The 23186-nt window shown below is 54.1% G+C and carries 25 protein-coding genes; 7 read left to right on the top strand and 18 right to left on the bottom strand.

Annotated elements, in window-relative coordinates:
- Position 1: 1 nt before the first annotated feature.
- Positions 2-1102 (bottom strand): efflux RND transporter periplasmic adaptor subunit, encoded by a 1101-nt coding sequence (locus XYCOK13_RS06875; protein ID WP_213411131.1) that lies wholly within the window; start codon positions 1100-1102, stop codon positions 2-4.
- 57 nt (positions 1103-1159) lie between these two features.
- The gene (locus XYCOK13_RS06870) at positions 1160-1657 is read right to left on the bottom strand and encodes a GbsR/MarR family transcriptional regulator (RefSeq protein WP_213411130.1); all 498 of its coding nucleotides are present in this window, start codon (positions 1655-1657) and stop codon (positions 1160-1162) included.
- A 269-nt stretch (positions 1658-1926) separates the two neighbouring features.
- On the opposite strand from XYCOK13_RS06870, the gene XYCOK13_RS06865 reads away from it, so the two are divergent.
- A complete protein-coding gene (locus XYCOK13_RS06865; protein ID WP_213411129.1) occupies positions 1927-2088 on the top strand; it encodes a hypothetical protein in 162 nt (53 codons plus the stop codon).
- On the opposite strand, the gene XYCOK13_RS06860 is transcribed toward XYCOK13_RS06865, so the two are convergent.
- Positions 2069-2416: a hypothetical protein gene (locus XYCOK13_RS06860; protein WP_213411128.1), complete on the bottom strand. Its 348-nt coding sequence runs from the start codon at positions 2414-2416 to the stop codon at positions 2069-2071. The two genes, XYCOK13_RS06865 and XYCOK13_RS06860, sit on opposite strands and share 20 nt — an antisense overlap.
- A gap of 116 nt (positions 2417-2532) precedes the next feature.
- Here XYCOK13_RS06860 and XYCOK13_RS06855 point away from each other — a divergent pair, with 116 nt between their 5' ends.
- The gene (locus XYCOK13_RS06855; RefSeq protein ID WP_213411127.1) at positions 2533-2787 is read left to right on the top strand and encodes a hypothetical protein; all 255 of its coding nucleotides are present in this window, start codon (positions 2533-2535) and stop codon (positions 2785-2787) included.
- Between the two features lie 187 nt (positions 2788-2974).
- Positions 2975-4819, top strand: a complete 1845-nt coding sequence (asnB, locus tag XYCOK13_RS06850; protein WP_213411126.1) for an asparagine synthase (glutamine-hydrolyzing) — start codon at positions 2975-2977, stop codon at positions 4817-4819.
- On the opposite strand, the gene XYCOK13_RS06845 is transcribed toward asnB, so the two are convergent.
- The 3 genes from XYCOK13_RS06845 to XYCOK13_RS06835 all read right to left on the bottom strand — a co-directional run bounded on the left by XYCOK13_RS06845 (position 4806) and on the right by XYCOK13_RS06835 (position 7389).
- The gene (locus XYCOK13_RS06845) at positions 4806-5459 is read right to left on the bottom strand and encodes a non-canonical purine NTP pyrophosphatase (protein ID WP_213411125.1); all 654 of its coding nucleotides are present in this window, start codon (positions 5457-5459) and stop codon (positions 4806-4808) included. The genes asnB and XYCOK13_RS06845 overlap by 14 nt on opposite strands.
- Entirely contained in the window at positions 5443-6204 is a 762-nt protein-coding gene (rph, locus tag XYCOK13_RS06840; RefSeq protein WP_213411124.1) for a ribonuclease PH, read from the bottom strand. Before rph ends, XYCOK13_RS06845 begins: the two co-directional genes overlap by 17 nt.
- A 141-nt stretch (positions 6205-6345) precedes the next feature.
- Positions 6346-7389, bottom strand: a complete 1044-nt coding sequence (locus XYCOK13_RS06835; RefSeq protein WP_213411123.1) for a GerMN domain-containing protein — start codon at positions 7387-7389, stop codon at positions 6346-6348.
- Positions 7390-7522: 133 nt separating this feature from the next.
- Here XYCOK13_RS06835 and XYCOK13_RS06830 point away from each other — a divergent pair, with 133 nt between their 5' ends.
- Positions 7523-8023 carry a phosphatidylglycerophosphatase A family protein gene (locus XYCOK13_RS06830; protein WP_213411122.1) on the top strand — a complete coding sequence of 167 codons (501 nt, stop codon included), beginning with the start codon at positions 7523-7525 and terminating at the stop codon, positions 8021-8023.
- Between the two features lie 38 nt (positions 8024-8061).
- On the opposite strand, the gene XYCOK13_RS06825 is transcribed toward XYCOK13_RS06830, so the two are convergent.
- The 5 genes from XYCOK13_RS06825 to XYCOK13_RS06805 form a co-directional block, all read right to left on the bottom strand.
- Complete coding sequence (locus XYCOK13_RS06825; RefSeq protein WP_213411121.1) at positions 8062-9006, bottom strand: MBL fold metallo-hydrolase; 945 nt, start codon at positions 9004-9006, stop codon at positions 8062-8064.
- A gap of 16 nt (positions 9007-9022) precedes the next feature.
- Positions 9023-9826 (bottom strand): class I SAM-dependent methyltransferase, encoded by an 804-nt coding sequence (locus tag XYCOK13_RS06820; protein ID WP_244865042.1) that lies wholly within the window; start codon positions 9824-9826, stop codon positions 9023-9025.
- A 123-nt stretch (positions 9827-9949) separates the two neighbouring features.
- On the bottom strand, positions 9950-11530 hold the full coding sequence (locus XYCOK13_RS06815; protein ID WP_213411120.1) for a GMC family oxidoreductase: 1581 nt from the start codon (positions 11528-11530) through the stop codon (positions 9950-9952).
- A 42-nt stretch (positions 11531-11572) separates the two neighbouring features.
- Positions 11573-12166, bottom strand: coding sequence for a gluconate 2-dehydrogenase subunit 3 family protein (locus XYCOK13_RS06810; protein WP_213411119.1), 594 nt, complete (start codon positions 12164-12166; stop codon positions 11573-11575).
- 15 nt (positions 12167-12181) lie between these two features.
- A complete protein-coding gene (locus XYCOK13_RS06805; RefSeq protein ID WP_213411118.1) occupies positions 12182-12580 on the bottom strand; it encodes a hypothetical protein in 399 nt (132 codons plus the stop codon).
- A 107-nt stretch (positions 12581-12687) separates the two neighbouring features.
- Here XYCOK13_RS06805 and XYCOK13_RS06800 point away from each other — a divergent pair, with 107 nt between their 5' ends.
- Positions 12688-13806, top strand: a complete 1119-nt coding sequence (locus XYCOK13_RS06800; protein ID WP_213411117.1) for a mandelate racemase/muconate lactonizing enzyme family protein — start codon at positions 12688-12690, stop codon at positions 13804-13806.
- Positions 13807-14270: 464 nt separating this feature from the next.
- Here the strand turns inward: XYCOK13_RS06800 and XYCOK13_RS06795 are convergent, their stop codons facing one another.
- The 3 genes from XYCOK13_RS06795 to XYCOK13_RS06785 all read right to left on the bottom strand — a co-directional run bounded on the left by XYCOK13_RS06795 (position 14271) and on the right by XYCOK13_RS06785 (position 16765).
- Complete coding sequence (locus XYCOK13_RS06795; RefSeq protein WP_213411116.1) at positions 14271-14495, bottom strand: helix-turn-helix domain-containing protein; 225 nt, start codon at positions 14493-14495, stop codon at positions 14271-14273.
- A gap of 192 nt (positions 14496-14687) precedes the next feature.
- Complete coding sequence (locus XYCOK13_RS06790; RefSeq protein WP_213411115.1) at positions 14688-16325, bottom strand: MDR family MFS transporter; 1638 nt, start codon at positions 16323-16325, stop codon at positions 14688-14690.
- Between the two features lie 5 nt (positions 16326-16330).
- Positions 16331-16765 carry a MarR family winged helix-turn-helix transcriptional regulator gene (locus XYCOK13_RS06785; RefSeq protein WP_213411114.1) on the bottom strand — a complete coding sequence of 145 codons (435 nt, stop codon included), beginning with the start codon at positions 16763-16765 and terminating at the stop codon, positions 16331-16333.
- Between the two features lie 462 nt (positions 16766-17227).
- Between XYCOK13_RS06785 and XYCOK13_RS06780 the strand changes: the two genes are divergently transcribed.
- Positions 17228-17941 (top strand): YceI family protein, encoded by a 714-nt coding sequence (locus XYCOK13_RS06780; protein ID WP_213411113.1) that lies wholly within the window; start codon positions 17228-17230, stop codon positions 17939-17941.
- A gap of 175 nt (positions 17942-18116) precedes the next feature.
- Here XYCOK13_RS06780 and XYCOK13_RS06775 read toward each other — a convergent pair whose 3' ends face one another.
- Positions 18117-18890, bottom strand: a complete 774-nt coding sequence (locus tag XYCOK13_RS06775) for a YhcN/YlaJ family sporulation lipoprotein (protein ID WP_213411112.1) — start codon at positions 18888-18890, stop codon at positions 18117-18119.
- A gap of 104 nt (positions 18891-18994) precedes the next feature.
- Entirely contained in the window at positions 18995-19735 is a 741-nt protein-coding gene (locus XYCOK13_RS06770) for a peptidoglycan-binding protein (protein WP_213411111.1), read from the bottom strand.
- 223 nt (positions 19736-19958) lie between these two features.
- On the opposite strand from XYCOK13_RS06770, the gene XYCOK13_RS06765 reads away from it, so the two are divergent.
- Complete coding sequence (locus tag XYCOK13_RS06765) at positions 19959-20930, top strand: ketoacyl-ACP synthase III (protein ID WP_213411110.1); 972 nt, start codon at positions 19959-19961, stop codon at positions 20928-20930.
- Positions 20931-21782: 852 nt separating this feature from the next.
- On the opposite strand, the gene urtE is transcribed toward XYCOK13_RS06765, so the two are convergent.
- Both urtE and urtD read right to left on the bottom strand, forming a co-directional pair.
- Positions 21783-22478 (bottom strand): urea ABC transporter ATP-binding subunit UrtE, encoded by a 696-nt coding sequence (gene urtE / locus XYCOK13_RS06760; RefSeq protein WP_213411109.1) that lies wholly within the window; start codon positions 22476-22478, stop codon positions 21783-21785.
- Positions 22479-22481: 3 nt separating this feature from the next.
- The gene (urtD, locus tag XYCOK13_RS06755) at positions 22482-23162 is read right to left on the bottom strand and encodes an urea ABC transporter ATP-binding protein UrtD (protein WP_444545986.1); all 681 of its coding nucleotides are present in this window, start codon (positions 23160-23162) and stop codon (positions 22482-22484) included.
- Between the last annotated feature and the right edge of the window lie 24 nt (positions 23163-23186).

The raw sequence follows: 23186 nt of genomic DNA, 5'->3' as shown, positions 1-23186 counted from the left end.
ATTAAGCCCCCTCCTCAACAATGTTCACACTTTTTCCATCGGTAATTGTCAGCTGGCCTCTTGTAATGACCTGATCGCCATCCTGCAGTTCTCCTTGCACAGCTGTCAAATCGGTCAAGGCATGCAAAATGGTCAATTCCACCCGCTGCGCTGTCCCGTCAACTACCTTGTAGAGATAGGCCTCTCCGCCCTGTTCTACAACAGCATCGGTAGGAACCAGCAGGGTGTCATCCGCCAGTACGCGAGGAACGAGCACCTTGGCCGGAATTCCCGGACGGATCTCGCCTTCCTCGTTGGCGACTTTCAAGGTAACCGGATATAAACCGCTTTGGTTGGCAACAGGCGAAACGGAATCAACAATGCCCGGTTTGTTTTCGCCAGTCGTTGAGAAATGAACCGTCCGCTCCTCTCCCACGGCTAGCAAATGGAGCTGCTCCGCGCTCACTTGCGCTTCAACGATCAGCGGATCAATCGTTACGATCGTAAACAGCGGCGCCTGCATGCCGACCATTTCATTCTTAACAGCGCCAATGCTCAGTATGCTGCCGCTAACTGGCGCATAAATGGAAGTGTCCTCCAAGCGTGAAGTCGCCTGGCGCACGCGAATGCTTGCCGCATCCACGTTCAACTGCGCTTGTTCAACTGCCAGCCTGGCCTGATTAATATTTTCTTCCAGTTGATCGTCAATCTTGCCTGCCTGTACGATCGCTTCCTTGGCGGAGGCTTCTACTTGCTTCATCCGAGATTGGGCAGAAGCCAACTGGTTCTGATTTAAACCGAGAGTGGCCTGCTCCAATTCTAGCGCAGTGCGCAAATCCTTATTGTCCAGTTCCGCAAGAAGCTGCCCTTCTGTCACGGAATCGCCTTCCTTCACATGAAGGTCAAGCAGCTTAGCGGAAACTTGCGGCATGATCGATACTTGCTGATGAGCTTTCGTCAATCCGATAATTTCGGTATTCTGGGTTAGTTGTCCGGCTTGCACAAGACTGACCCGGACCGGAGTGGGCGTATCTGCTCCTTCTCCCGTCGGCATCCCTGCCGAGCATGCTGCCAGCATGAGAACCAACGACACTAATGCAAACATCTTTATCGATTTCTTCATCCGTATGTCCTCTCCATTCAGACAAAATCTTTATATGAACCAGCCAACGAAACCAACCTATTCATGCTTCATGTCTTCCCACACCTTATCCAAGTCACTGATTCTTTCCCAGAACAAGGAATGCATATTCAAGACTTCTTTCAGCCTGGCCTTGCCAATGTCATAAGCAGCAAGTTCCTCCTTCTCAACCTCCTCGCGATCCGGAAATTCGGATAATAGCTGTTCCAGGCGGGACACGGTGTTTCGGGTCTTCTCCATGACCATATTCATGATTCGGCTGCTGAAATCCTCGCAAATCGCATAATAGTCCTTGCGGTCGCTCGCTTTGGCCAGTCGATAGCACAACCCCATTCTTTCCAGAATGCGTACTTGTACACTAACTGCCGCTTTCGATACACTAAGGTTATCGGCCAATTGCGTCAAGCTCATCGGCTCAGTCGCAAAGATCAGCTGACTCATGATACGTCCGGCCAAGGGAGCGAACATATCTTTCTCGAAGTCTACCGCCATGCGGTTTTGCAATTTCTCCAGAAATCGCTCCATGGAATTCGGCATCTGCTTCTCCCCTCTTGCTATTGTTCAGTTTGTTATGAACGTTAAGAACGAAGTTAACACATGCCTAATTCTAATGATATTTACCCGACTTGTCAAAGGAAGTTTCGACTAGTCCCCCTTGAGTCTCGATCATTGAAACAATCCTCTACTTCATACGTATAAACAGCTGCAGTGGTTGCAAAATTTGCCTATGCCCGACGCATGAGAAAAAAAATAGCCACATGATCACCCGCTTCTTCATTAAATCGATAAGAAAGGAGTTGGCTGGTTTGTTTACCGCCGAGGAGAAAAAATACTTGTTGAAATTGCTGCGCAAACAAAAAAGACGGGGGCTTCTCTTTTGGAGAAAACCACCCGCCATCCATCAGCGCTTGACGGAAAAAATCGAGCAAATGCTGCGCAACGAACAGGTTAACCGCGAATATTTGTAGCTGCCTGCCGCTTCAGGTCTGCTTCCTGCTCCAGTCTAGCCTGCAAGCCGTCGGTAGCGAGAAGCGCCAATACCCATTCTTTTCCTTCCTGTCTGTCCGAAGGAGCCTGCACCTGTTCAAATGCCTGGTGCAGATCATTGTCATACCAATCGAGTTCACGATTAGCATGATTGCGCAGGACGCGCACAGCCCGATACTGTGTGCCGTCCCAGGCTATGCTGACCGATAGCGGATTCTGCTCCCCCTCCACATATGCTTCCACTTCGGCAACAGACTGCTCCTGCCATTCACCCATGCGTATGAAGCGGGCTGAACGAAACGGCTTCATGGCCATCCTCCTTTATATATCAATATGTATTCGTAGCATGCCCACCCGGATGCTTCTTCATAAAAGCGGTTGTCTTGGACATACTGAAGCTAGAAGTGATGAAGGAGGTCTTCGGTGTGCGATGGAAAGTGACTTTTTGGCTCACATTATTCTCGGTGCTGCTTTGTTTCTACCATTATATGGGCTTCGATCATGACCACATCGTACTGATCCTGTTCAGCCCGCCGGCATGGATAATTCCGCTATTTACAAGCCTTCAGCTCATAAGCAAACCTGTCATTTACGCCTTGACTGTCATGACATGGTTTTTTATAGGATTGGCGGTCGATTCCACCATTCATGCCGCACGCAACCGCCGTGCCCGTTCCTAATGAGTATATGTTTGGACGAAAAATGATATGATGAAGCAAATCGCTTTATGACTTCCTCCGACTCCGGCCGCAAAGCCGGTTTTTTCTTTTTCATGTGACATTATCTGACGTTAAGGCGCATACGAATGAGGTATTGACACTATCGCAGCGTGCTGATCAGATCACATGGAGGAGAGGAAGAAAGCATATGTGCGGAATTACCGGGTGGGTCGATTGGATGAAGGATCTGGCCCATTACCCTACAATTGTGGAATCGATGACGGAAACGCTGACGCCGCGAGGCCCGGATGCCAAAGGAACCTGGCTCTCCACGCATTGTGCGCTGGGGCATCGCAGATTGAGTGTCATCGATCCCGAGAATGGCGCTCAACCGATGTCGAGGAAGATGGGCGTCAAAACGTATACGCTTGTGTACAACGGTGAAATTTACAATGCTGCAGAGCTCCGCAGCGAGCTCAAATGCAGAGGACATCGCTTCCATACGATGTGCGACACAGAGGTGCTGCTGCTGGCATACATGGAATGGGGACCGAGCTGCGTGGAGAAGCTGAACGGCATTTTCGCCTTCGCGGTATGGAATGACGTCGACGAAACTTTGTTTATGGCGCGAGATCGCCTTGGCGTCAAACCCCTCTTCTACTCATGCAGGACCGGAAGCCTTCTCTTCGGCTCTGAACCGAAGGCCATTCTTGCGCATCCCGGCTTTCACCCGGAAGCGGATGAAGAGACGCTGGCCGAAATCTTTGCCGTCGGCCCTGCGCGAACACCCGGCCACGGCATCTTCAAGCACATGGAAGAGCTGCGTCCAGGCCATTGCCTGCATTATACACGCGGAGGCCTGCGCATTCACGCCTACTGGAAGCTGGAAAGCCGCGAGCATACCGATGATCTGGAAAAGACTGTGACGGCCGTCCGGGAGCTGCTGCTGGACACCGTGCACCGTCAACTCATTTCCGATGTGCCGGTCTGCACATTGCTGTCGGGCGGTCTGGATTCCAGCGCATTGACTGCGATTGCCGCAGCGCACTACCGCGATAGCGGTCGCGGCGCACTGGACACGTATTCCGTCGATTATGCGGATAACGACAAGCATTTCAAGTCCAGCGCCTTCACCCCGAACGCCGATGCGCCATGGATCAAGCGGATGTCGGAGCATCTCGGCACGCGGCATACGTATGTGGAATTTGATACGCCCGAGCTCGTCGACTCCTTGACAGAAGTGGTCTTGGCACGCGACACACCGGGCATGGCCGATATCGACGGCTCCCTGCTGCTGTTCTCCCGGGAAATTAAAAAAGGCGCCACTGTGGCGCTTTCGGGTGAAGCAGCGGATGAAATCTTCGGCGGATACCCTTGGTTTCATCGAAATGAATCGCTTGAAGCCGATACCTTTCCATGGTCGCTCAAGCTGAAAGAGCGCTTGTCCGTCCTGTCTCCGGAGTTGCTTGACTACGCGCAGCCGGAAGCGTACGTAAAAGGGCGATACGAGCAGGCATTGTCCGAGGTGTCCCATTTGCCTAGCGAATCTCCCAAGCTGAGAACTATGCGAGAAATGTCCTACCTGAATATCACCCGCTTCATGCCGACGCTGCTTGACCGCAAGGATCGGATGAGCATGCGGGTCGGACTGGAGGTACGGGTGCCGTATTGCGATCATCGCTTGGTCGATTATGTATACAATATTCCTTGGGAGATGAAGACATCAGGCAATCGGGAAAAGGGCATTTTGCGAAAAGCGCTGGAGGGAATATTGCCAGAGGATGTGTTATACCGCAAAAAAAGCCCGTATCCGAAAACGCACAATCCCAATTATATGAAGGCCGTGAAAGCGTGGATGCTCGATATTCTGGATGATCCCGCTTCGCCGATCCTGCCATTCATCAATGTCCCCAAGCTGCGTGAACTGGCCGCTGCAGAGAGCGACAGCTTTGATATCCCTTGGTTCGGCCAGCTGATGACCGGACCGCAGCTGTTCGCCTATTTGGCCCAGGTCAATTTCTGGCTCAAGGAATACCGAATCAGTGTGAAATAAGCTCCATAAACCGCTTAAGCGCCTGCGAACGATGGCTTAGGCGGTTTTTTTCCTCTAACGACAGCTCCGCCATCGATTGTCCGAGCTGCGGAAGATAGAACAGCGGATCATAGCCGAAGCCGCCGTCCCCCCTGGACTTTCCGAGAATGAAGCCTTCACAGTTTCCTTCTGCTGTGACCGGCTGCTCCTTTCCAGGGACAACCAGCGCCAAGACGCAGACAAAGCGAGCCGCGCTTAGCAGCTCCACGGACGTTCCGTCTGCGGCATCCGCCCCTTGCGGCCAGGCTGATTCCGGTGCCAGCTCCTGCAGCTTGCGCAGCAGCTTGGCATTGTTCTCCGCGTCTGTCGCCTGCTCCCCGGCAAACCGGGCGGAATATACCCCTGGGGCGCCGTCCAGACGATCGACGCAGAGGCCGGAATCATCGGCGATGACAGCACGATTCAATCTCTCGGCTACCGCTCTTGCCTTGATGATTGCATTATCGCGAAAGGTTGCTCCGTCCTCGGGAATATCCGGAATAGCCGGATAGTCCGCCAGGCTTTGCACCTCTAGCCCGAGCTTGCCCAGCATCGCTTCGAATTCCTTCACCTTGCCCGCATTGCGCGTGGCAATCACCACAGGGTTAGGAACGGCTGGCATAGGTTGCAGCCTCCTCAATTCGGTCACCGACGGAGCCCAGAACGGCCTTTTGCTTCGCAATCATCTGACCGATCCCTTCTTCCGCCAGCGCAAGCAGGGCATTGAGCTCGTCGCGGGTGAATGGCGCTTCCTCCCCGGTGCCCTGTACTTCGACAAATGCCCCATTCCCGGTCATGACGACATTCATGTCCACCTTCGCTTGGGAATCCTCCGCATAGTTCAGATCGAGCACCGGCTGGCCGTTGACGATCCCGACGCTGACCGATGCCAAATAATCGGTGATCGGCAGCTTTTTCAGCTGACCGTTGTCGACCAGTTTCTGCATGGCCAAGGCCATCGCCACGAACGCGCCGGTAATGGATGTCGTCCGTGTGCCGCCGTCTGCCTGCAGTACGTCGCAATCCAGTGTAACCGAACGTTCTCCAAGCGCGGCCAAATCTACAACCGAACGAAGCGCTCGTCCGATCAGACGCTGAATTTCCATCGTGCGTCCGCCCAGCTTGCCTTTCGCTGCCTCCCGCTGATTGCGTGTGCCCGTCGCTCTCGGCAGCATGGCATATTCCGCCGTGACCCATCCGCGGCCTTGCCCCTTCATAAAGGGCGGCACTCGATCCTCCACGGTCGCGGTACAAAGTACGCGGGTATCCCCCACCTCAATTAGTACGGAGCCTTCCGCATGCTTGTTCCACCCGGGAATGATCTGCATGTCCCGGAGTTCATTCGTCTGTCTGCCGTCTGGTCTCACTGGCTGCTTCCTCCTTTTGATATCTAGCATCCCTTCACGCTTCCAAAAACTCACTGCCTCCTATTGTAACAAACTGATCCGGAAAGCAAAAGAGAGCGCCCTTCCCTTAACGGGCATGCAGCGCTCCCTCTAATATCCCAATCAAAATTCCAGCTTATTCAAATGAACAGGGCGGTTGACAGGCAACGTATATGCCTCTTCCTCGGTGCTGATGACTTGCGTGCTGCCGGCCACCATGATTTGCACCTGCTCCGCCTCCAAGGAATCGGACAGCGACATGACTACGGCGCGCAAGCTTTCGGCCGGCACCCGCTCATCCGGACCGCGCACCTCTTCGCTCAAATCTACGGTTACGAGCCCATCTTGAACCATCAGGTCAAGCACTTCGACGTCCGGCAGCATCACCGCCGACAAGTTGCTGTTCTCGGCGGGTCCCGCAATCAGCTGCTGCATGACGGCTTCAGCCAAATTGTCCGTTCTCGGGATCAGTCGCGTAACCGGAACCAGATAGCGATAGTCTCCTGCCGCCCCTTCGAAGTATACGGTTACCGGCGTGGCCTGACCGACGCTTACGCCCGGACTGCGCTCGAGGTTAATGCCCATTATCCTCGACAGCGGAGCATCGAGCGGCGTCCCCGCAACCGGCATCTGCTTCAACGGGTGCCCCTCTACCCAAAGTTCAACCTTATCGATCGTAGGGAAGCTCGTCAGTGTCCAAGTAATGGCCTCCAGGATTTTGCGCTCATCCTCTTTTGCATATTGCTCGAACGCTTGCGAGAAATTGACAGTAGCCAATTTCTGCTCAGCGTCAATATTCATGCCTTTCACTTCCGTTCCGGCCGGCAGCAGCGACCGAAACCCGGCTGGCAGTGCGGCTTCGCCGGGACCGCCTTCCACCATGTATGATAGTGCCTGTTTGCCTACCCACTCGACCTTCGGCAAATTCATGGTCACCGGCGCAACGAAGCCGTTCGCATCTTCAAAATACAGGGTAACCTGCTGCTGTTCCTGCGCTTCCTCAACCTGTGCTGCCGTCGGGGTCACGCTGTCCAGCGGCGTCGGCTCCCCTGCGGGCGGCGGGTCGATCGCGCCGGAATTCCCGGAGCCGCCGAGCGAGCAGCCTGTCGCCGTCATGCCGATCAGCGCGATCGCCAGCGTCAAGCGAATCCATTTGGAACGTTTCATGGTTCATTTCCTCCCCACATGTTTTGTACTACTATGTATACGAGCCCGGACTTGTTTTATAACTACTTTTTCCCTGTGCCGGACATACTAATGCCTGCCCCAATAGGACAGGAGAAAAAGGAGCGAAACGACCATGAATTATCGTTTGAACAGCGAGGCAGTAACCGCCGCCACATTCCGCTTGCTGGATCAACGGGGAGTCCGGCTTGAGGGTATTGCCGAACTCGTCTATTTCTTGCAGAAGGATTATGTGGAAGGATTAACCATGGACATCTGCTTGGACAACGTGAAGCGTGTCCTGAAGAAGCGTGAGGTGCAGAACGCCGTGCTGACTGGCATCCAGCTCGACATGCTGGCGGAGGAAGGGAAGCTGCTCGATCCGCTGCAGGATATGATCAAGCACGATGAGAGCTTGTACGGGGTTGATGAGGTGCTGGCGTTCTCGATCGTCAATGTGTATGGCAGCATCGGGTTCACCAATTTTGGCTACATCGACAAGCTGAAGCCGGGGATTCTGGAGTGGCTGAATGACAAGCAGGACGGGCACATCCATACGTTTCTCGATGATATTGTGGGCGCGATCGCAGCGGCGGCATCCAGCCGTATAGCCCATGCCCATGCAGGCACCAGCTAGCTCCCATGGCGCCGCCCGAACTGCTTTTCTTGCACCCGTTACTGGGGTTCCGGGCGCTTGTCCAGATAGACCAGATGCGCAATCGTCTCGCCCATTGCAAATCGCAGCTGGTGAATCGATAACCGCGTGCCGAACAGCTCCCGGCAAAGTTCATACGCCGTCATGCCGGACTTTCGCAGCGCTGCGATGTGCGCCAGCCGCTCCTCATGGTGACCGATCAGCTCCAGCGTCCGCTCCCGGAAATGCTGGAACGGGTCCCGATGTCCGGGGAATGCTTGCCGCACCTGCAACGCAGCCATGCGCTGCAAGCTCTCCATAAAGGAAAGCAGCGGATTCTCATCCAGCCCCGGCAAATAACTGACGTTGGGGGTGATGACGGGAAGTACATGGTCGCCGCAGAACAGCGCCTGGTGCTCACGCTGATAGAAGCTGAGATGTCCATAGGCGTGTCCATGTGTCTCCATCAGCTCGTAGACGTGATCGCCAAGCATCAGCGTCTGTCCTGGCTCCAGCAGCTCCACCTTTCCCGGCTGCGGGGTTACTTGATCGATAAATCCGCGCATATTGGCCTCAACCTGTTCGAGGGTAGCCTCATCCATCCCATGCTCCCTGTAGCAAGCGAGCAGCCCGGCATTCATGGGGTAAGGCTCGTGCCAAAGCTGCTTCACCTGATTATAGCCCTTGCCGGACATGTAAACAGGCGCCCCGCTTGCCTCCTGAAACCATCCGCTCAGACCGTAATGGTCAGGATGGTGATGGGTCAGCACGATTTGGCGAATATCGCGCATGGCGATGCGCTGCTCCTTCAACCAGGCTTGCCATGCTTCACGCGCAGCCTCTGTATGCAAGCCGGGATCCAATATCGTGTAGCCCTCTTGTCCGCGAATGATGTAGCTGTTCACCCATCTAAGCGGAAAAGGCACGGGCACTTTCAAGCGCTGAATCTGACGAAAAAATGTATCGGCGGTTGTCGCGGTGCTCATCGGAACGCCTCCCCTCTCATTCGGCTTGCTTGTGCCCGATCATAATCATGCGCGGCGACCGGAGGCGATCATATGCCGTCTGATCCGGTCCGCCATATACGGCATCCAGTACCAGACCGGCCTCCTTGAGCATGCGTTTGAAATCATCAAGCTCATACAGCCTAACTTTCTCCTCATAACGGCGTTCCTTGCTCCCGGGCTCCCGCAAAATGATGGACTTGCGGACATAGCCTGCCGCAATCGTCCGAATTTCTTCAATTTGTGTGATGCCATCTGCCCGCACGGAATGCGGGACAAGGGTTTCCCGAACGTACGCCGGATTCAGAAAATCGATGATCCAGCGGCCTTTCGCATGCAGCAGCCTCGCTATTTCCATGAGCACCCGGGCGTTCTCCTCATGGTGGTCAAAATAGCCGAAGGATGTAAACAGGTTCACGACTGCGTCGAATGGGCCAGTGAGCGGCACCTGCCGCATATCGCCGCGAATCCAATTGACCCGCCGCCCCTCCTGCCCGCCATCGTCGTGCCGGATTGCCTCGGCGAGCAATGTCTTGGACAGATCCATGCCTGTCACATCATAGCCAAAATCGCGGAGCGCCATGGCATGTCTGCCCATGCCGCAGCATAAATCCAACACTTTGGCCCCCTGGGGCAAAGACAGCCACCCGACCATCGCCCGTACTTCCTCATAAGCGCCCGCCTTGTCCCGATGTTTGTAAACGAGCAGGTAGTCTTTGCCGAAGCTGCGATTGTACCAAGCTTCTTCCGGCTCGCCCGGGCTGTGCCCCGGGCCGTATGATGGCTCATGCGTTTCACCCACTGCGTCCAACTCCTCTCCAGCAGCACTGCGTTTTCTGTCTTCCTATATTGTACCTTCTCTGGAGAGATGCTGCCACTTGGAATGTCCATGTCCGCTTTCGGCAAGCCCCGGCCTGCTTCTTGTTTACAGTTCTTGGCGTTTGGCTTTATCGATGATATGCGCCGCAGTCCGTGCCGCCAAAGCCATGACGGTGTGGGTCGGGTTACTCCCGCTCGATGTGACGAAGATGCTTGCGTCACAGACATACAAGTTCGGAATATCATGGGATTGCCCGTAGGCGTTGACGACGGAGCGGTCCGGCTGATCCCCCATGCGGCAGCCGCCCATCAAGTGAGCCGTGTCTGGATGAACGAAAGCCACCTTGCCTTCCTCCGCCTCCAGAATAGCACTCATATTTTCCACAGCTTCCTTAATCAGCTTTCGGTCATTCTCTCCATAGCTGAACGTCACCTTGGCACGAGGCAGTCCGTATTCATCCTTTTCCTCAGCCAGCGTGACACGATTGTCCGGATGAGGGAGCACCTCGCCGACCATCGTAATTCTTCCATAATAATTGTAGTCCAGCATCGCTTCACGCAGCTGCTTGCCCCATACTGTCCCGCGTTCGTCGCCGATGATCCCCTTTACCGTCTCCAGCGGACGCGCGCCATGCGCATGCAAGCTGTAGCCGCGAGCAAATCCCCGCTCCTTCGGATTCGAAGCGTAAAATTCCTGCGTAGTCGCGAGTACCGGCGTTCCCTTGTAAATGCGAATTTCCTTATCGAATTTTGCCATGACATCATAGCTGGAATGCGGCATAATGGCTCTTCCCACCCAGCCGCTGCTGTTCGCAAGCCCGTCCGGGAACCGGGCATTGGCCGAATTGAGCAGCAGACGGGGCGTTTCCACAGCGTAGGCGCTCAGAATAACCACCCGCGCTTTTTGTACATGCGATTGGCCATCGTGCGTGAAGGCCACCCCCGAGACTTTCCCGTCAGGGGCCATCAGCACCTGTGTAGCCATACAATCAGGCAGCACTTCCGCTCCCGCAGCCACTGCCTTCGGAATATGCACAATCAGCGTGCTGAATTTGGAGTTCGGCATGCAGCCCTGGTTGCAGAACCCGCGGTTGATGCACGGCGGCCTGCCCTCGAAAGGCGCGGACAAGATGGCCAGCGGCGCCACCGTAGAGCGAATGCCCAGCTTTTCGCAGCCTTTGCGGAACAAGTAGGCGTTCGGACTCAGCGGCTCCCGCTCCGGATAAGGATAAGGGCCATGATATTCTCCCCAAGGGAAATGCTTGGGACCGGATACGGCAACCTCCTTCTCGATCTTATCGTAATACGGAGCAAGCTCCTCATAGGTAATCGGCCAATCCTCGCCTACTCCATCCGTCGAAAACGTGCGGAAATCGTCCGCATGAAAACGAAGAAAAACGCCGGTAAAATGAACCGTACCGCCGCCAACCGAACGCCCCGAATTGTTGTGCCCCATCGTCAGCGGGTCCAATCCGTCCACAATGCGGGTGTCCTGCCAGCCGAGTTTGCGCATCGTCAGCTCATCGCTGGCAAAGTCATGCTGCGGGTCCAGCATCGGGCCTGCCTCCAGCACCACCACTTTCATCCCGGCCTCGCTGAGCTCCTTGGCCAACACGCCGCCCGCAGCTCCAGCGCCAACGATGCAGACATCCACTTCATCCTGTGCATATTTCCGATGTAAAGTCATCTTGTCCTCCCCCTCATGTGGCCTTATTTGCGACCACGCAGCTTAATGCGCTTTCGGTTCCCAAGGATCTGTCTGCCCCAAATTCGCCCTTACATAACCGCGCGGATACGCAGGCCCGCCATAGCCAATTTCCGACCAGATGTCCGGATGGGAGTAATACCCGTCTGCAGCCATGGACAGCGCTGTATGAAAGAACGCTTGTTGATCGAAGCTTTCCCACACCTCGACGGGCTCTGCCCTCCCTTCATTCAGCTGCGACAGCAGCTGCTGAAGAACCGTCAGCTCTTGCGTATCCATGGCGGCAAAGTCGTGGAACAGCGAGCTCAGGCGTATCCGCTTCAGTCCTTCGCGAATCAGCCGCTTACGCGGGAACAGGCCCGCCTTCCGCTGCGATTCTCCAATCGGCGAAGCCAAAGCCTGATCCATATGCGCCACCACAAAAGCGATGATTTCGGAGCGGGTTTCATCCAGCAGCACACGGCAAACTGACCGAAGCAAATGCTGCTCGTCCACTTCCAGAAACTGCATGCTTGCCGTCTCCTCCAGCCTTCCTCGAACGATGCCGCGCGTATGCGGGTCCCATGCCTCTTGTTCATCCATCACGTTGTAAAACGGGTAGTGTGACTGGCTAGCCATCTTGCTTCCTCCTCCTTAAACCCAGTCCCATAGAGCTGCGAGCAATCCAAGCGCGCTGACGGCCGCGTACGTAAGCGGCAGCATAACAGGCGGGCCAATCATGAAATTTCTCAGCTTGTATCCCTCTACACGCTTGCCCACACCGCGCATATGCATATAGAAGCCAATCAGGCCGGATACCGTTCCGATGCCCATTAACAGCGCGAACAGAATGAGCAGCCAGTCGGCGTAGACCCAGACCAGAATCAGCCCGATCAGCGCAAACAATGGGGACTGCACGACAGGCAGCCACATGGACTTGTCATGGAAGTTTTGCCGATAGTGAAACAGCGTCACCTGTATGCCGATCAAAATGAAAGCCAGCGCAGTAAACAAAATCAATATGCGGTCTAGCGACCACGACTCCCAATGCATCTTGGCATAAATTCCTTCCTGTCATAAATTTCTTCCTGCATTATTCAGATTTTCCCGGCAACACTTGTAACATACCCGTGAAAAGCCAAAAGGAGCGAAAAGAAGCCGTGCCCAAAATTAAGAGCGTAGATCTGTTTCCTGTTTTTTGTAAATTAAAGCGCCCTTACGGAGACGCTAACGGATGGAAGACGCACCGTGCGGCACTGCTTATCCGAATTCGGACCGAATCCGGCATCACCGGCTGGGGAGAAGCGGTAGACTGGTTGCCCGCTTTGGTGCCCTTGTTTGAAAACAGAATTGTGCCGGAGCTGACCGGACTAGATGCGAGACAAATACAGACAGCGGTACAGCAGGTAGCAAAGTGGAACCAGAGAGCCGCGTCTGCAGTCAGCATGGCGCTGACTGAAATTGCAGCGAAGCAGGCGGGATGCTCGGTATGTGAATGGTGGGGCGGCGAGCAGCATGCGCAAGTGCCGGTATACGCCTCCTATCAATCCTATGCCCCAGACGCCCAATGGGAAAGATTGGCGGTAGACCGGGTGCTCGCCGCTTATGAGGCAGGATTTCGCCAATTTAAGGTCAAGGTTGGAGGAAAAACGTTGGAAGAGGATCAGCGGCATATCCGCTTGCTGCTAGGCGAGCTGCCGGCCGGAGTCCGGCTGGCGATCGATGCCAATGAAAGCTATGACGCGGCCACGACGAAAGCCTGGATTCCACTGCTTGCCCAAAGCGACGGGTGGATGTGGTTCGAGGAGCCGATGCCGGTCAAGCACGCTTCCGCCTACAGCGAACTGAAGCAGCAGCTTCCTGTTCCTGTTGCGGGCGGCGAAAATATAGCCCGGCCCGAGGAGTTTCTGCCGCTGCTGCAGCAGCGTGCCTTCGACATCATCCAGCCGGACCCGATGCATCTGGGAGGGATCGAGACTTACCGCCACATGCTGTCTATGGCGCGCACGCATGGCTTGCGGGTTTCGCCGCATACCTTCGACGGAGCCTTGAGCAGGCATTATGCCGTGCTTGCACAGGCTTGTCTGCCGGCATGGAGCAAGATGGAAGGGGAGGAGCTGGAGCCAGTGGAGTGGGATGCGATGGAGAATCCGCTCGGACAGCTGCTTTCCGTCAAGCCGAACCACGGGCATGTCACGATTTCTGGCGAGCCGGGAATCGGCGCGGATGTGGACGAACAGCTGCTTCAATCGCTTAGATGGGATGGCAGCGCTTATTAAGCAGAATTCGGCTGCTATTGACCGCAGCACTCCTTGTATTTCTTTCCGTTGCCGTACGCCTCCTATCCGCAAATAACGTCGCCATCTGCAAATGTCCGCTGCCATTATGGTAGCGGTACTATTCTTTAATGGTACAAAACTCATTATTATGGAGAACCCGAAGCGCAAATCGCTCCATTATTTACTTTCTTACTATAAACAGTTACACTGGCTTCCTCTAAAAATAGTAAAAGGGCGATAAATCCGCAACTTCAAGCGCAATCCCCTTGGGATTATTTACTTTTCGACGCATAATTAATGGTAGTCGGTCATAAAGCCCTCCCGGCGGGTGAAGCTTCCTGACACAGTGCGGATGCAAGCGACAGTCTGCATCCACTCAACTCAGGAAACCCTCTTCGCTGCCGAAGCGCTAGGACCGGCTGACGTTCGGCAGTAAGAGGGTTTGGACGAGTTTCGGATGGTGCTTAGATTGATAGTTCTCCGAGTCTGATTAGCTCGACAACCGCTTGAGAACGACCTTTCACGTTCAATTTTTGCATCACATTGGATATATGATTGCGAACGGTTTTTTCGCTAATAAACAATTGCTGCGCTATTTCCTTGGTCGTTTTGTCCTGCACCAATAATTCAAATACTTCGCGTTCGCGGTTTGTCAATAAAAATTTGTTATGATGGTCGCTACCCTTCAATTAGTCACCCCTCCTTGCTTCGGGCCTTATCGTGACAAGGTCAAGGGATACAGTCAAATTTAGTGTATGAAGGGGCGGAAGGGATGGTGCTTTAGCGGATGAAAATGGGCGTTCTTATTTCCCGGCTTCATTCATATACTTGTTGATTGCGATAAGAGTATGCCGCCGACGCGCAAGCGGTCTGTCCGATCTCTAACCTTCCGTCTTCAGAGGCGGCCGCAATTGCTTGTCACCGTCCTCTTCGGAGGAGGACGGCTGTTTGTTGGCAGTACGGAGCGGGATCTCTTTCAGCAAGAAGGTTAGGACAAAGGCCAGCGCAACAAGAACGGCGCCGAAGAGAAAAACGCCGGACAAAGCATAGCTCATCGCCTCGCGCAGCAACTCGACCATCTGCTCAAACAAACCGTGAAGCTCCGGCGCCAAGGATTGGCGGGCAGCCGCCATCTTATCCGGATCCATTAATATTTGCGGATTCGCCACCTCCGCAAGACTCTCCCCTGCTGCCTCTGACGGCATGGCGGAGCCAGCCCCCTCAGAGGACGCGGCCATCAGCTCCGCCATTCTCGTATTCATCCGGTTGGTCAAGATCGTTCCCATGATGGAAACGCCGATCGTCCCGCCCAATTGACGAAACAGCTGCGCAGAGGATGTGGCAACGCCAAGCTCGCGGTCAGGCACGGCATTCTGAACGGTCAAAGTAAAAATCGGGAAGGCAATGCCCAAGCCGATGCCCACCACCATATTGAACCAGATCGCCGTCCAATTCGTCGAGGATCGGTCCATCGTATACAGCAGCAGCATGCCCGCAACCATAATGAGCAATCCGACAAGCGCCAGCACTTTATATTTCCCGGTTCGGCTTATCAGTTGGCCGCTCAATGAGCTGGCTACAACCATGCTCAAGGTCAGCGGCATCATCACGTAACCGGAAATCGTTGCTGAAGTGCCCAAGACACCCTGTACGAAATAAGGCATGTACATGATCGCGCCGAACATGCCAGCACCCATAAGAAAGCCTATGATATTCGAGAGGGTGAAGACGCTGTCTCTGAACAAGCCCAGGGGCAGTACAGGATTGCGTGCCGCCTTCTCAGCCCATAAGAACAGCGCAAGCGAGATTGCCGAGCCGACGAACAAACCGATGATTACCGGTGAGCTCCAGGCATACTTTTCGCCTGCCCAAGAGAAGGCAAGCAGAAGCTGGACAATCAAGATGGTAAGCCAGGCCGATCCGGCATAGTCGACCGACTCGCCCTCACGCTTCGCTACAGATGGAAACAGGAACAAAATCAGAGCCAGCGCGACAAAACCAAAAGGGAGAAACACCCAGAAAATCCAATGCCAATCCGTGTGGTCCACAATGTATCCGCCGAGCGTCGGACCAAATACACTGGCCAGACCGAATGTAGCCGCCATAGCGCCTTGCCAGCGGCCGCGCTCGCGGGGCGCGAACAAATCGCCGACTACCGTAAACGCCGTCGCCATAATGACACCGCCGCCCAACCCTTGAATACCGCGGTACAAGATCAGCTGAATGATGTCTTGAGCCAATCCGCACAAAAAGGAACCTATAATAAAGACGGCTATCCCAATAACGACAAATGGCTTGCGGCCGTAAATGTCTGACAGCTTCCCGACCAGGACCGTGGTCACAGTTGCAGCCAGCATATATACCGTAAATATCCAGCTATAATACTCCATGCCGCCAAGATCGGCTACAATTTTCGGCAACGCCGTGCCCACGATAGTCTGATTGAGCGCGGCGAACAACATGGCCGCCATCATCGCCCCCAGTATCGTCAGCTTCTTCCTCCTATCCAAGTGCTGCATACGATTTACTCCTTCTTTCTCTGTAAATTGAATAATACTTTCTCAAAAATATGTATTAAGCTGCGTATTTCTTCCTCACTCAAACCTGCAAAAAATTCCTCGACTATTTCTCTTCGCAGCGCGCTGACCCGTTGCAGGGCCTCCTTGCCGGCATCAGTGATGTCTATATAAACAACACGTCTGTCGCTTTGCGCCCGCTGACGGGAAACGTAACCGGATGCGATGAGCTTGTCGCATAAGCCGGTAACCGCGCCAGTCGTAATGTCCAAGTGAGACGCCAATTGCGAAATCTTCTGCTGCCCTTCCTTGTGCAGCTTCTGCAAGATCAAAGCCTGTGAGCCCGAAAGGTGCCGTTCCACACGCTTAAGAAATTCTTGCTTCATCATGCGAAATACGTCCGTGAAGACAGCCTCTAATTGATGCAGTCCTTCCTGGCCCAAGTCCACCCCGCCTTTCCAATTGCATAGTTCCCAAAATATTGGGTTACTAAGTATTTTACCCGCTAAAATATTGAATCGTCAATCGTCCCTCCCGTCCCTCTTGTAAATGAAACGCATTTAGCCAGATAGCCAGAAAAGATGGCAAAACAGACAGCGCAGAACAGCCGACATCTGCTCCTATAGACAGACCAGCTTACTCATGCGGACTACTATTGAACCGAAATGCGGAAATCAGACAGGCTGCTTCCTTTATTAGTATGTCCACTACGCTACTCCTTGTTTGCTTCAGCATCAAATAACTGCGCTTTTGAACTAGGACGGTTGGAACCATAGCCTGATTTGGCTAGTCAAATGGGAAAAAATTGATGAATCCTGTCACAGTTCCCAATTCGCTCATGTATAATTGAAGGAACACCTTGCGGAGGCTCGGGTGTAAAAACGCGATATAAAGGAGGGAATTGATTGAAGAAAAAAGTTTGGTCCGGGTTGGTTATCGGCGTCATCGTCGTTGGAGCAATCGGGTATGTAACTTATGACTATTTCGTCGGCAATCATGTCCAAATTCGTTCCGTATTAGGTCAGAGCCAGGAAGAAGGCACTGCGATGCTGTCTGCGGATTGGAGCGAAACATTCCCGTCTGAATGGAGAATCGATCCGGAGTCTAGCGTGTTCTTTTCAGTCACGACATCCAAGGAAAAGGTGAATATTGAAGCGAGCGATGTTACAGGAACCTGGACCTTGCCCGACGGGGAAGGAGCAAATTCCCAAGCAAGCGCAGTCGTCAAACTCGATACGATTGATTCGGGGAACGGCAAGCGGGACGGACATATCAAAGAAAGCGAATATCTGGATGTTGCACAATTTCCCGAGGCGAGCTTCACCATGACCGGATTGGCGGAATGGCCTGAGGATTTGCCGCACAATGAATTATTTGAATTTACTGTAACAGGCGATTTAACGATAAAAGGCGTCACGAAAGAAACCGTTTTCCAAATGAAGGGAATCGCCGAGGAATCCAGCATTCGTTTGGACGGCAGCGCAACGATTTTCTTCGAAGACTACAATGTTAAAAAGCCTGACTCTGTCATTTCCAGTTTGGACGAAGAGATAGCGCTTTCCCTGCAGTTAATACTCGTCCCTGCCATGCAAGACACTTCTTCTGAAGAAGCCAAGTAACGCACAGGTGTTTGCCAGTTACAGACATGCTTTTTGCGCCCGCCTCCAGTGTCCAGCTGCACGCTGAGCTTCTTATTCGCATAAGGAAGCAGACCGCAGATTTCTGATCTTGCGGTCTATTCCTTGTGGCTGCCATCTTTCGTTGGCCTTGACATGTGCTGATGCCTCAATCAGTCTAATCCCAGTCCGAACGATCGGCCTGCAGTCCGGGCGTCAAGTCATTGTCGCCTGTGCGGGGATCGATCGGGAAGATACGGTCCGCTGCCTCATTGAAATCATGAATGATGCTGCGGGCAGGACGGCCTAATTCCAATTCCTTAATGAAACGCTTCATACTTTCAAGGTGTTCCGGGTTTGCCGTTACAAATACATGGCTTGTGCGGGGACTAAGCGACATGACGGTACGCATCACATTTTCCTTCAACCCGCCTGCGAGATCATTCTCTCCCCAATTCAGCTTGCTTCCTCCGTAGCTGTGCGTTTCCATTTCCACGAAGCGATCTCCGTCGAAGTTGGAACGTGTAGAAAATCCCCGCGGCCTTGTCGCCAGCCCATCGCGCAGTACAAGTGTCACATATGCATTGCGGTCCGTCAGGATGACATCTGCCTCCTGCACGGCATCCAGCATTTCGAGCTGATCTGCAATCGTACGCCCCAGACGCACATTCGTATTTGAATGGCCCCCTATCAGCCGGGTATTCTCCCTCATGCCAAACCCTCTATCCCGATATTGCCATGGGGACAAATCCTTGCGGCTTTCACCCAGAAGTCCAAAGTCCCGGTCACCCTGGAGATTACGGAAGCGACGGATTTCATACCGCTCTACTGCGTTCGGGCTCATCCCCTGATCTTCAGTTGTGTCGTCGCGGTCGCTCGCCGAGCCGCATGCGGCCAGGGAGAAAACAAGCGCTGACATTACGGCCAGCTTTAGCGCATTGGATTTCAGCATTGGATCGAACCTCCATGACCAAGAATGGACCGGATTCCCCGGTCCTTCTTATCATGGTTCACTTACAGCCGTCGAAACCGTATGAATCGATGCCAGTTCGCATGTTATTTGGCAATAAACATTTGCGTATACATCTGGCCGCACATGCCTCCATCGACGATCCCGACCCCTATTTCCGTATACGTGGCATTCAGAATGTTCGCCCGATGTCCGGGGGAGTTCATCAGCGCTTCATGCGCGGCGTCAACGCTTGAGTTGCAAGCAAGGTTTTCTGCCGCAGCCCGATACGTTATGCCGAAATTCCTCATCATATCAAATGGCGAACCGTATGTGGGCGATTCATGAGCAAAGTAATCGTTCTCGATCATGTCAGCGCTCTTGAAGCGAGCCACTCTGGAAAGCTCCGTGTTAACCTTCAGACCATGCAATCCGGCCTTTTGCCTCTCCTGATTCACCAAATTCACCATACGCTGTTCAGCGGTACTGATCGACGGAACTTTGCCAGGCGGCTGCGCTGGCGGCTGCTCCTTTGCTGGCGGCTGTGTCCGTTGAGGAATTTTGGCCTCAGCATACGCCCACAGGATCGACTGGAGCGTCTGGGTATCAACCGCCCCGGTTGCCGGCAGTCCGTATCTGCTTTGGAACAGACGCACCCCCCGTTCAGTCAAGGGTCCATATTGACCGTCAATCGGTCCGCTGTAGTAGCCAATCGATTTCAGCATCGCCTGTACTGCATACACATCCGGCCCGCTTGCTCCTTTGCCGAAGCCATGCACAGTAGGATGGCCAAGCACTAAAAACAAAGTGATCGCGGCCAATGCCGCAACACGTATTCGCGTATGCATATCCCTTCTGTCCTTTCTGTACTAAATCAGTTTCACATGTAGAATCCCCTAATTCTTGCTGACGTTGCAGACGCATATCCTGTTAATTTTTGGTGATGGGACGTTGACAACAGGGAGTCGCTCCATTATGATGAAACTAAAATTAGTATCTGGTACTATAACCTTGTCCTAAAAACTCTTTCCAATCAATGCCCCACATCAATAAGAAAGCAGGTGTTAAGCCATGTTAGCTACACATATTCAAGCGTTGGCTGCCTATGCGCCGGATAGGAAATTGACGAATGCGGATTTGGAGCAGCTCGTGGATACTAGCGATGAATGGATTGTCACAAGAACCGGAATTCGGGAGAGGCGTGTTGCCGAAGAGGATAGATATACAAGCGATCTGTGCGCTGCGGCAGTCGAGAAATTACTCACACAGAAGCCGGATATTCTGAGCGGCGTAGAGCTTGTCATCGCTGCGACCCATACGCCGGATTACCCTTTTCCCGGCGTTGCCTGCTTGCTTCAGCAGCGCTTCTCCCTGCATCAAGCCGGCGCACTTGATTTGAACGCCACCTACGCCCTTCACTTGGCAGATGGGCTGCTGGCAGCCGGCAGGCATCGCAAGATACTCGTAGTCGCCGGCGACACCATGAGCAAAATAACGGATTATACAGACCGCACCACTTGCATCCTGTTTGGCGACGGCGCAGGAGCCGCGGTGCTTGAATCGCGCGACACGGGTGCGGGCAGCCGCTTATCGGAAGTGCTGGCCGCCCACCTGGGAAGCGACGGCAGCATGGGCAAGGCATGCTACCGGAGCGGACTGAAAGCGGATTGGCAGGGCGAGGCGCTTCAGAGTGAAGGCTGCTTTGTCCAAAATGGCAGAGAAGTCTACAAATGGGCGCTGTCTCATGTGCCCGAAGGCATAGCGGAGCTGTGCCGCAAAGCAGGCATTGCGCTGCAGGACGTGGATTGGTTCATTCCGCACAGCGCGAACCTGCGCATGATTCAGGCCATCTGTGAACGAAGCGGGATGCCGATGGAGCGCACCTTGACCAGTGTGGAGTACAACGGCAACACATCCGCCGCCTCGATCCCGTTGGCCTTGGCTAGAGGCATTGAGGATGGAAGGGTTCAGCGCGGCCAAGTGTTGCTCCTGTACGGGTTTGGCGGCGGCATGACCGAAGCCGGACTGTTGCTTCGTTATTAGTGCGCTTCCGTGAAGTTGTACGGCTGATCGTCGTGCGCGAATGAGGGAAATGGCTGGCGTCACACGCGAATCGGATTTGGCGCGCGCGGGCGTCGCCTATGCGGGCGGGCCTCCACGCGAATGCGAGCTTGCGCGGCGGGCCTCCACAGGTTTATGTCCGATTTTGCCTGTCCGCGAGTTCACGCCCGACTTCGCCTGTGCTATAGATAAAGGTGTTTCGTGGTCCTATTTGGGCCGGAAGCGGATCTGCCGAACGAATAGAGGAAATAATCGGACTTATTGCACCGTCTACACCTCATATTCTGATGAAGCCACATGAATAAAACCAACAAGTTCCGCTATTTCATTCGGATCACCGATTCGTTGCTGCATAAGTCCAGAAATTCCCGTCATTGAGGCAGCTGGCGACTCAGTTCAGAAATTCCCGTTATCGAGCAGCTGGCGACTCAGTTCGGAGATTCCCGTTATCGAGCAGCTGGCGACTCAGTTCGGAGATTCCCGTTTTCAAGGCAGCTGGCGACTCAGTTCGGAGATTCCCGTTTTCGAGGCAGCTGGCGACTCAGTTCGGTAATTCCGTTATCGAGCAGCTGGCGACTCAGTTCGGAGATTCCCATTTTCGAGGCAGCTGGCGATGAACTCAGGGGCGCTAAGAGCTGGCATTTACGGCAGAGGTTAGATGCAGAAATTTTAAGCAGAAGTTAGAGGCAGAACGATTAGAAGCAGACGTTTAAAGCTGGTGGAAAGCAGCAGCCGGATTAAGACAAACGCTAAGAAGCTGTCCCAAAGTCCGCAGGACTTCAGGGACAGCTTCGCTCTCCACCGGCAGAGGCATTCCTGTCAATCCGTCTAATGCTAAACCACCAAATAGTCGCGAACCAACTTGTCCGTCAAATCCTCACGGCCCCCGTGAGCGACGACCGTTCCTTTTTGAATCACATAGAAACTGTCTGCGACTTCTCTGACGAAATCCAGACTTTGCTCAACGAGCAAAATCGCCAGGTTTCCGCTTGCTTTCAACGACTGAATGACATCTCGAATGCTGTCGACAATGGACGGCTGAATCCCCTCCGTCGGCTCATCCAGTATGAGCAGCGCGGGCGAGGAAGCCAGCGCCCGGGCGAATGCCAGCTGCTGCTGCTGCCCTCCGCTCAAATCGCCTCCTCTGCGGCTCATCATCTCGGTCAGCACGGGAAAGCGGTCAAGCACCTCCTGCGGCACGCATGCCCGCTTCTCCCTTGCCGCTTCCAAGCCAAGCAGCAAATTCTCGTGCACGCTCAGCTGCGCGAAGATTTCACGGCCCTGCGGCACATAGCCGATGCCTGCTTTCGCCCGTTTGTCAGCGGAAATCCGCGTCATGTCCAGCCCGTTGTACACCATGCTGCCGCTGCGCGGCTTCAATATGCCCATCATGCTTTTGACCAATGTTGTTTTGCCTACGCCGTTGCGGCCCATCAGACAGACCACCTCGCCGGGCTTTACCTGCAGGCTGATGTCGCGGAGCACCATACTTTCCCCATAAGCGACTTCAAGATTGCGGATATCCAGCATGCTTCATCCCGCCTTCTGTCCCAAATATACTTCAGCCACCCGCTGATCGCTTTGAATGTCCTCCATCGTCCCTTCCTTCAATAAGGAGCCTTCATGCATGACCGTTACCGTGCTGGAGAACGCCCGCACAAACTCCATATCATGCTCCACGACCACGACAGAGCAATTTTCCTTAATTGTCATCAAGAGCTCGCCTGTCTTCATCGTCTCTACGTCCGTCATACCTGCCACCGGTTCATCCAGCAGCAGCACGGTGGGCTCCTGAAGCAGCATCATGCCGATTTCCAGCCACTGCTTCTCGCCATGCGACAGGCTGCCCGCCCGCAACTGCGCCTTCCCGTCCAGTCCGATAAGCGCCAGCCCCGCCATAATCCGCTCCCGCTGCTCTGACGTAGTCGGACGAAATAGCGATGCCCATACGCTTCGGTTCTGCTTCAATGCCAGCTCCATGTTTTCGAATACGCTAAGCGGCTGAAAAATCGACGGTGCCTGAAATTTGCGCGCGATGCCCAAAGAAGCGATCTGGTGCTCTTTTTTCCGAGAAATGTCCATCGTGCCGCCATACAGCACTTTGCCCGAGGTTGGCTTTGTCTTGCCGCAGATCATATCCAGCATGGTTGTTTTCCCTGCGCCGTTCGGTCCGATCAAAAACCGCAGCTCTCCCCGGGCCAGGCGAAAATCCATCTGATTAACCGCCACAAATCCGTC

Origin of the sequence: Xylanibacillus composti, from assembly GCF_018403685.1 — a bacterium.
Classification (GTDB): Bacteria; Bacillota; Bacilli; order Paenibacillales; family K13; genus Xylanibacillus; species Xylanibacillus composti.
The sequence above is the reverse complement of the archived record's forward strand: the minus strand, read 5'-3'. Positions and strand labels throughout refer to the sequence as shown.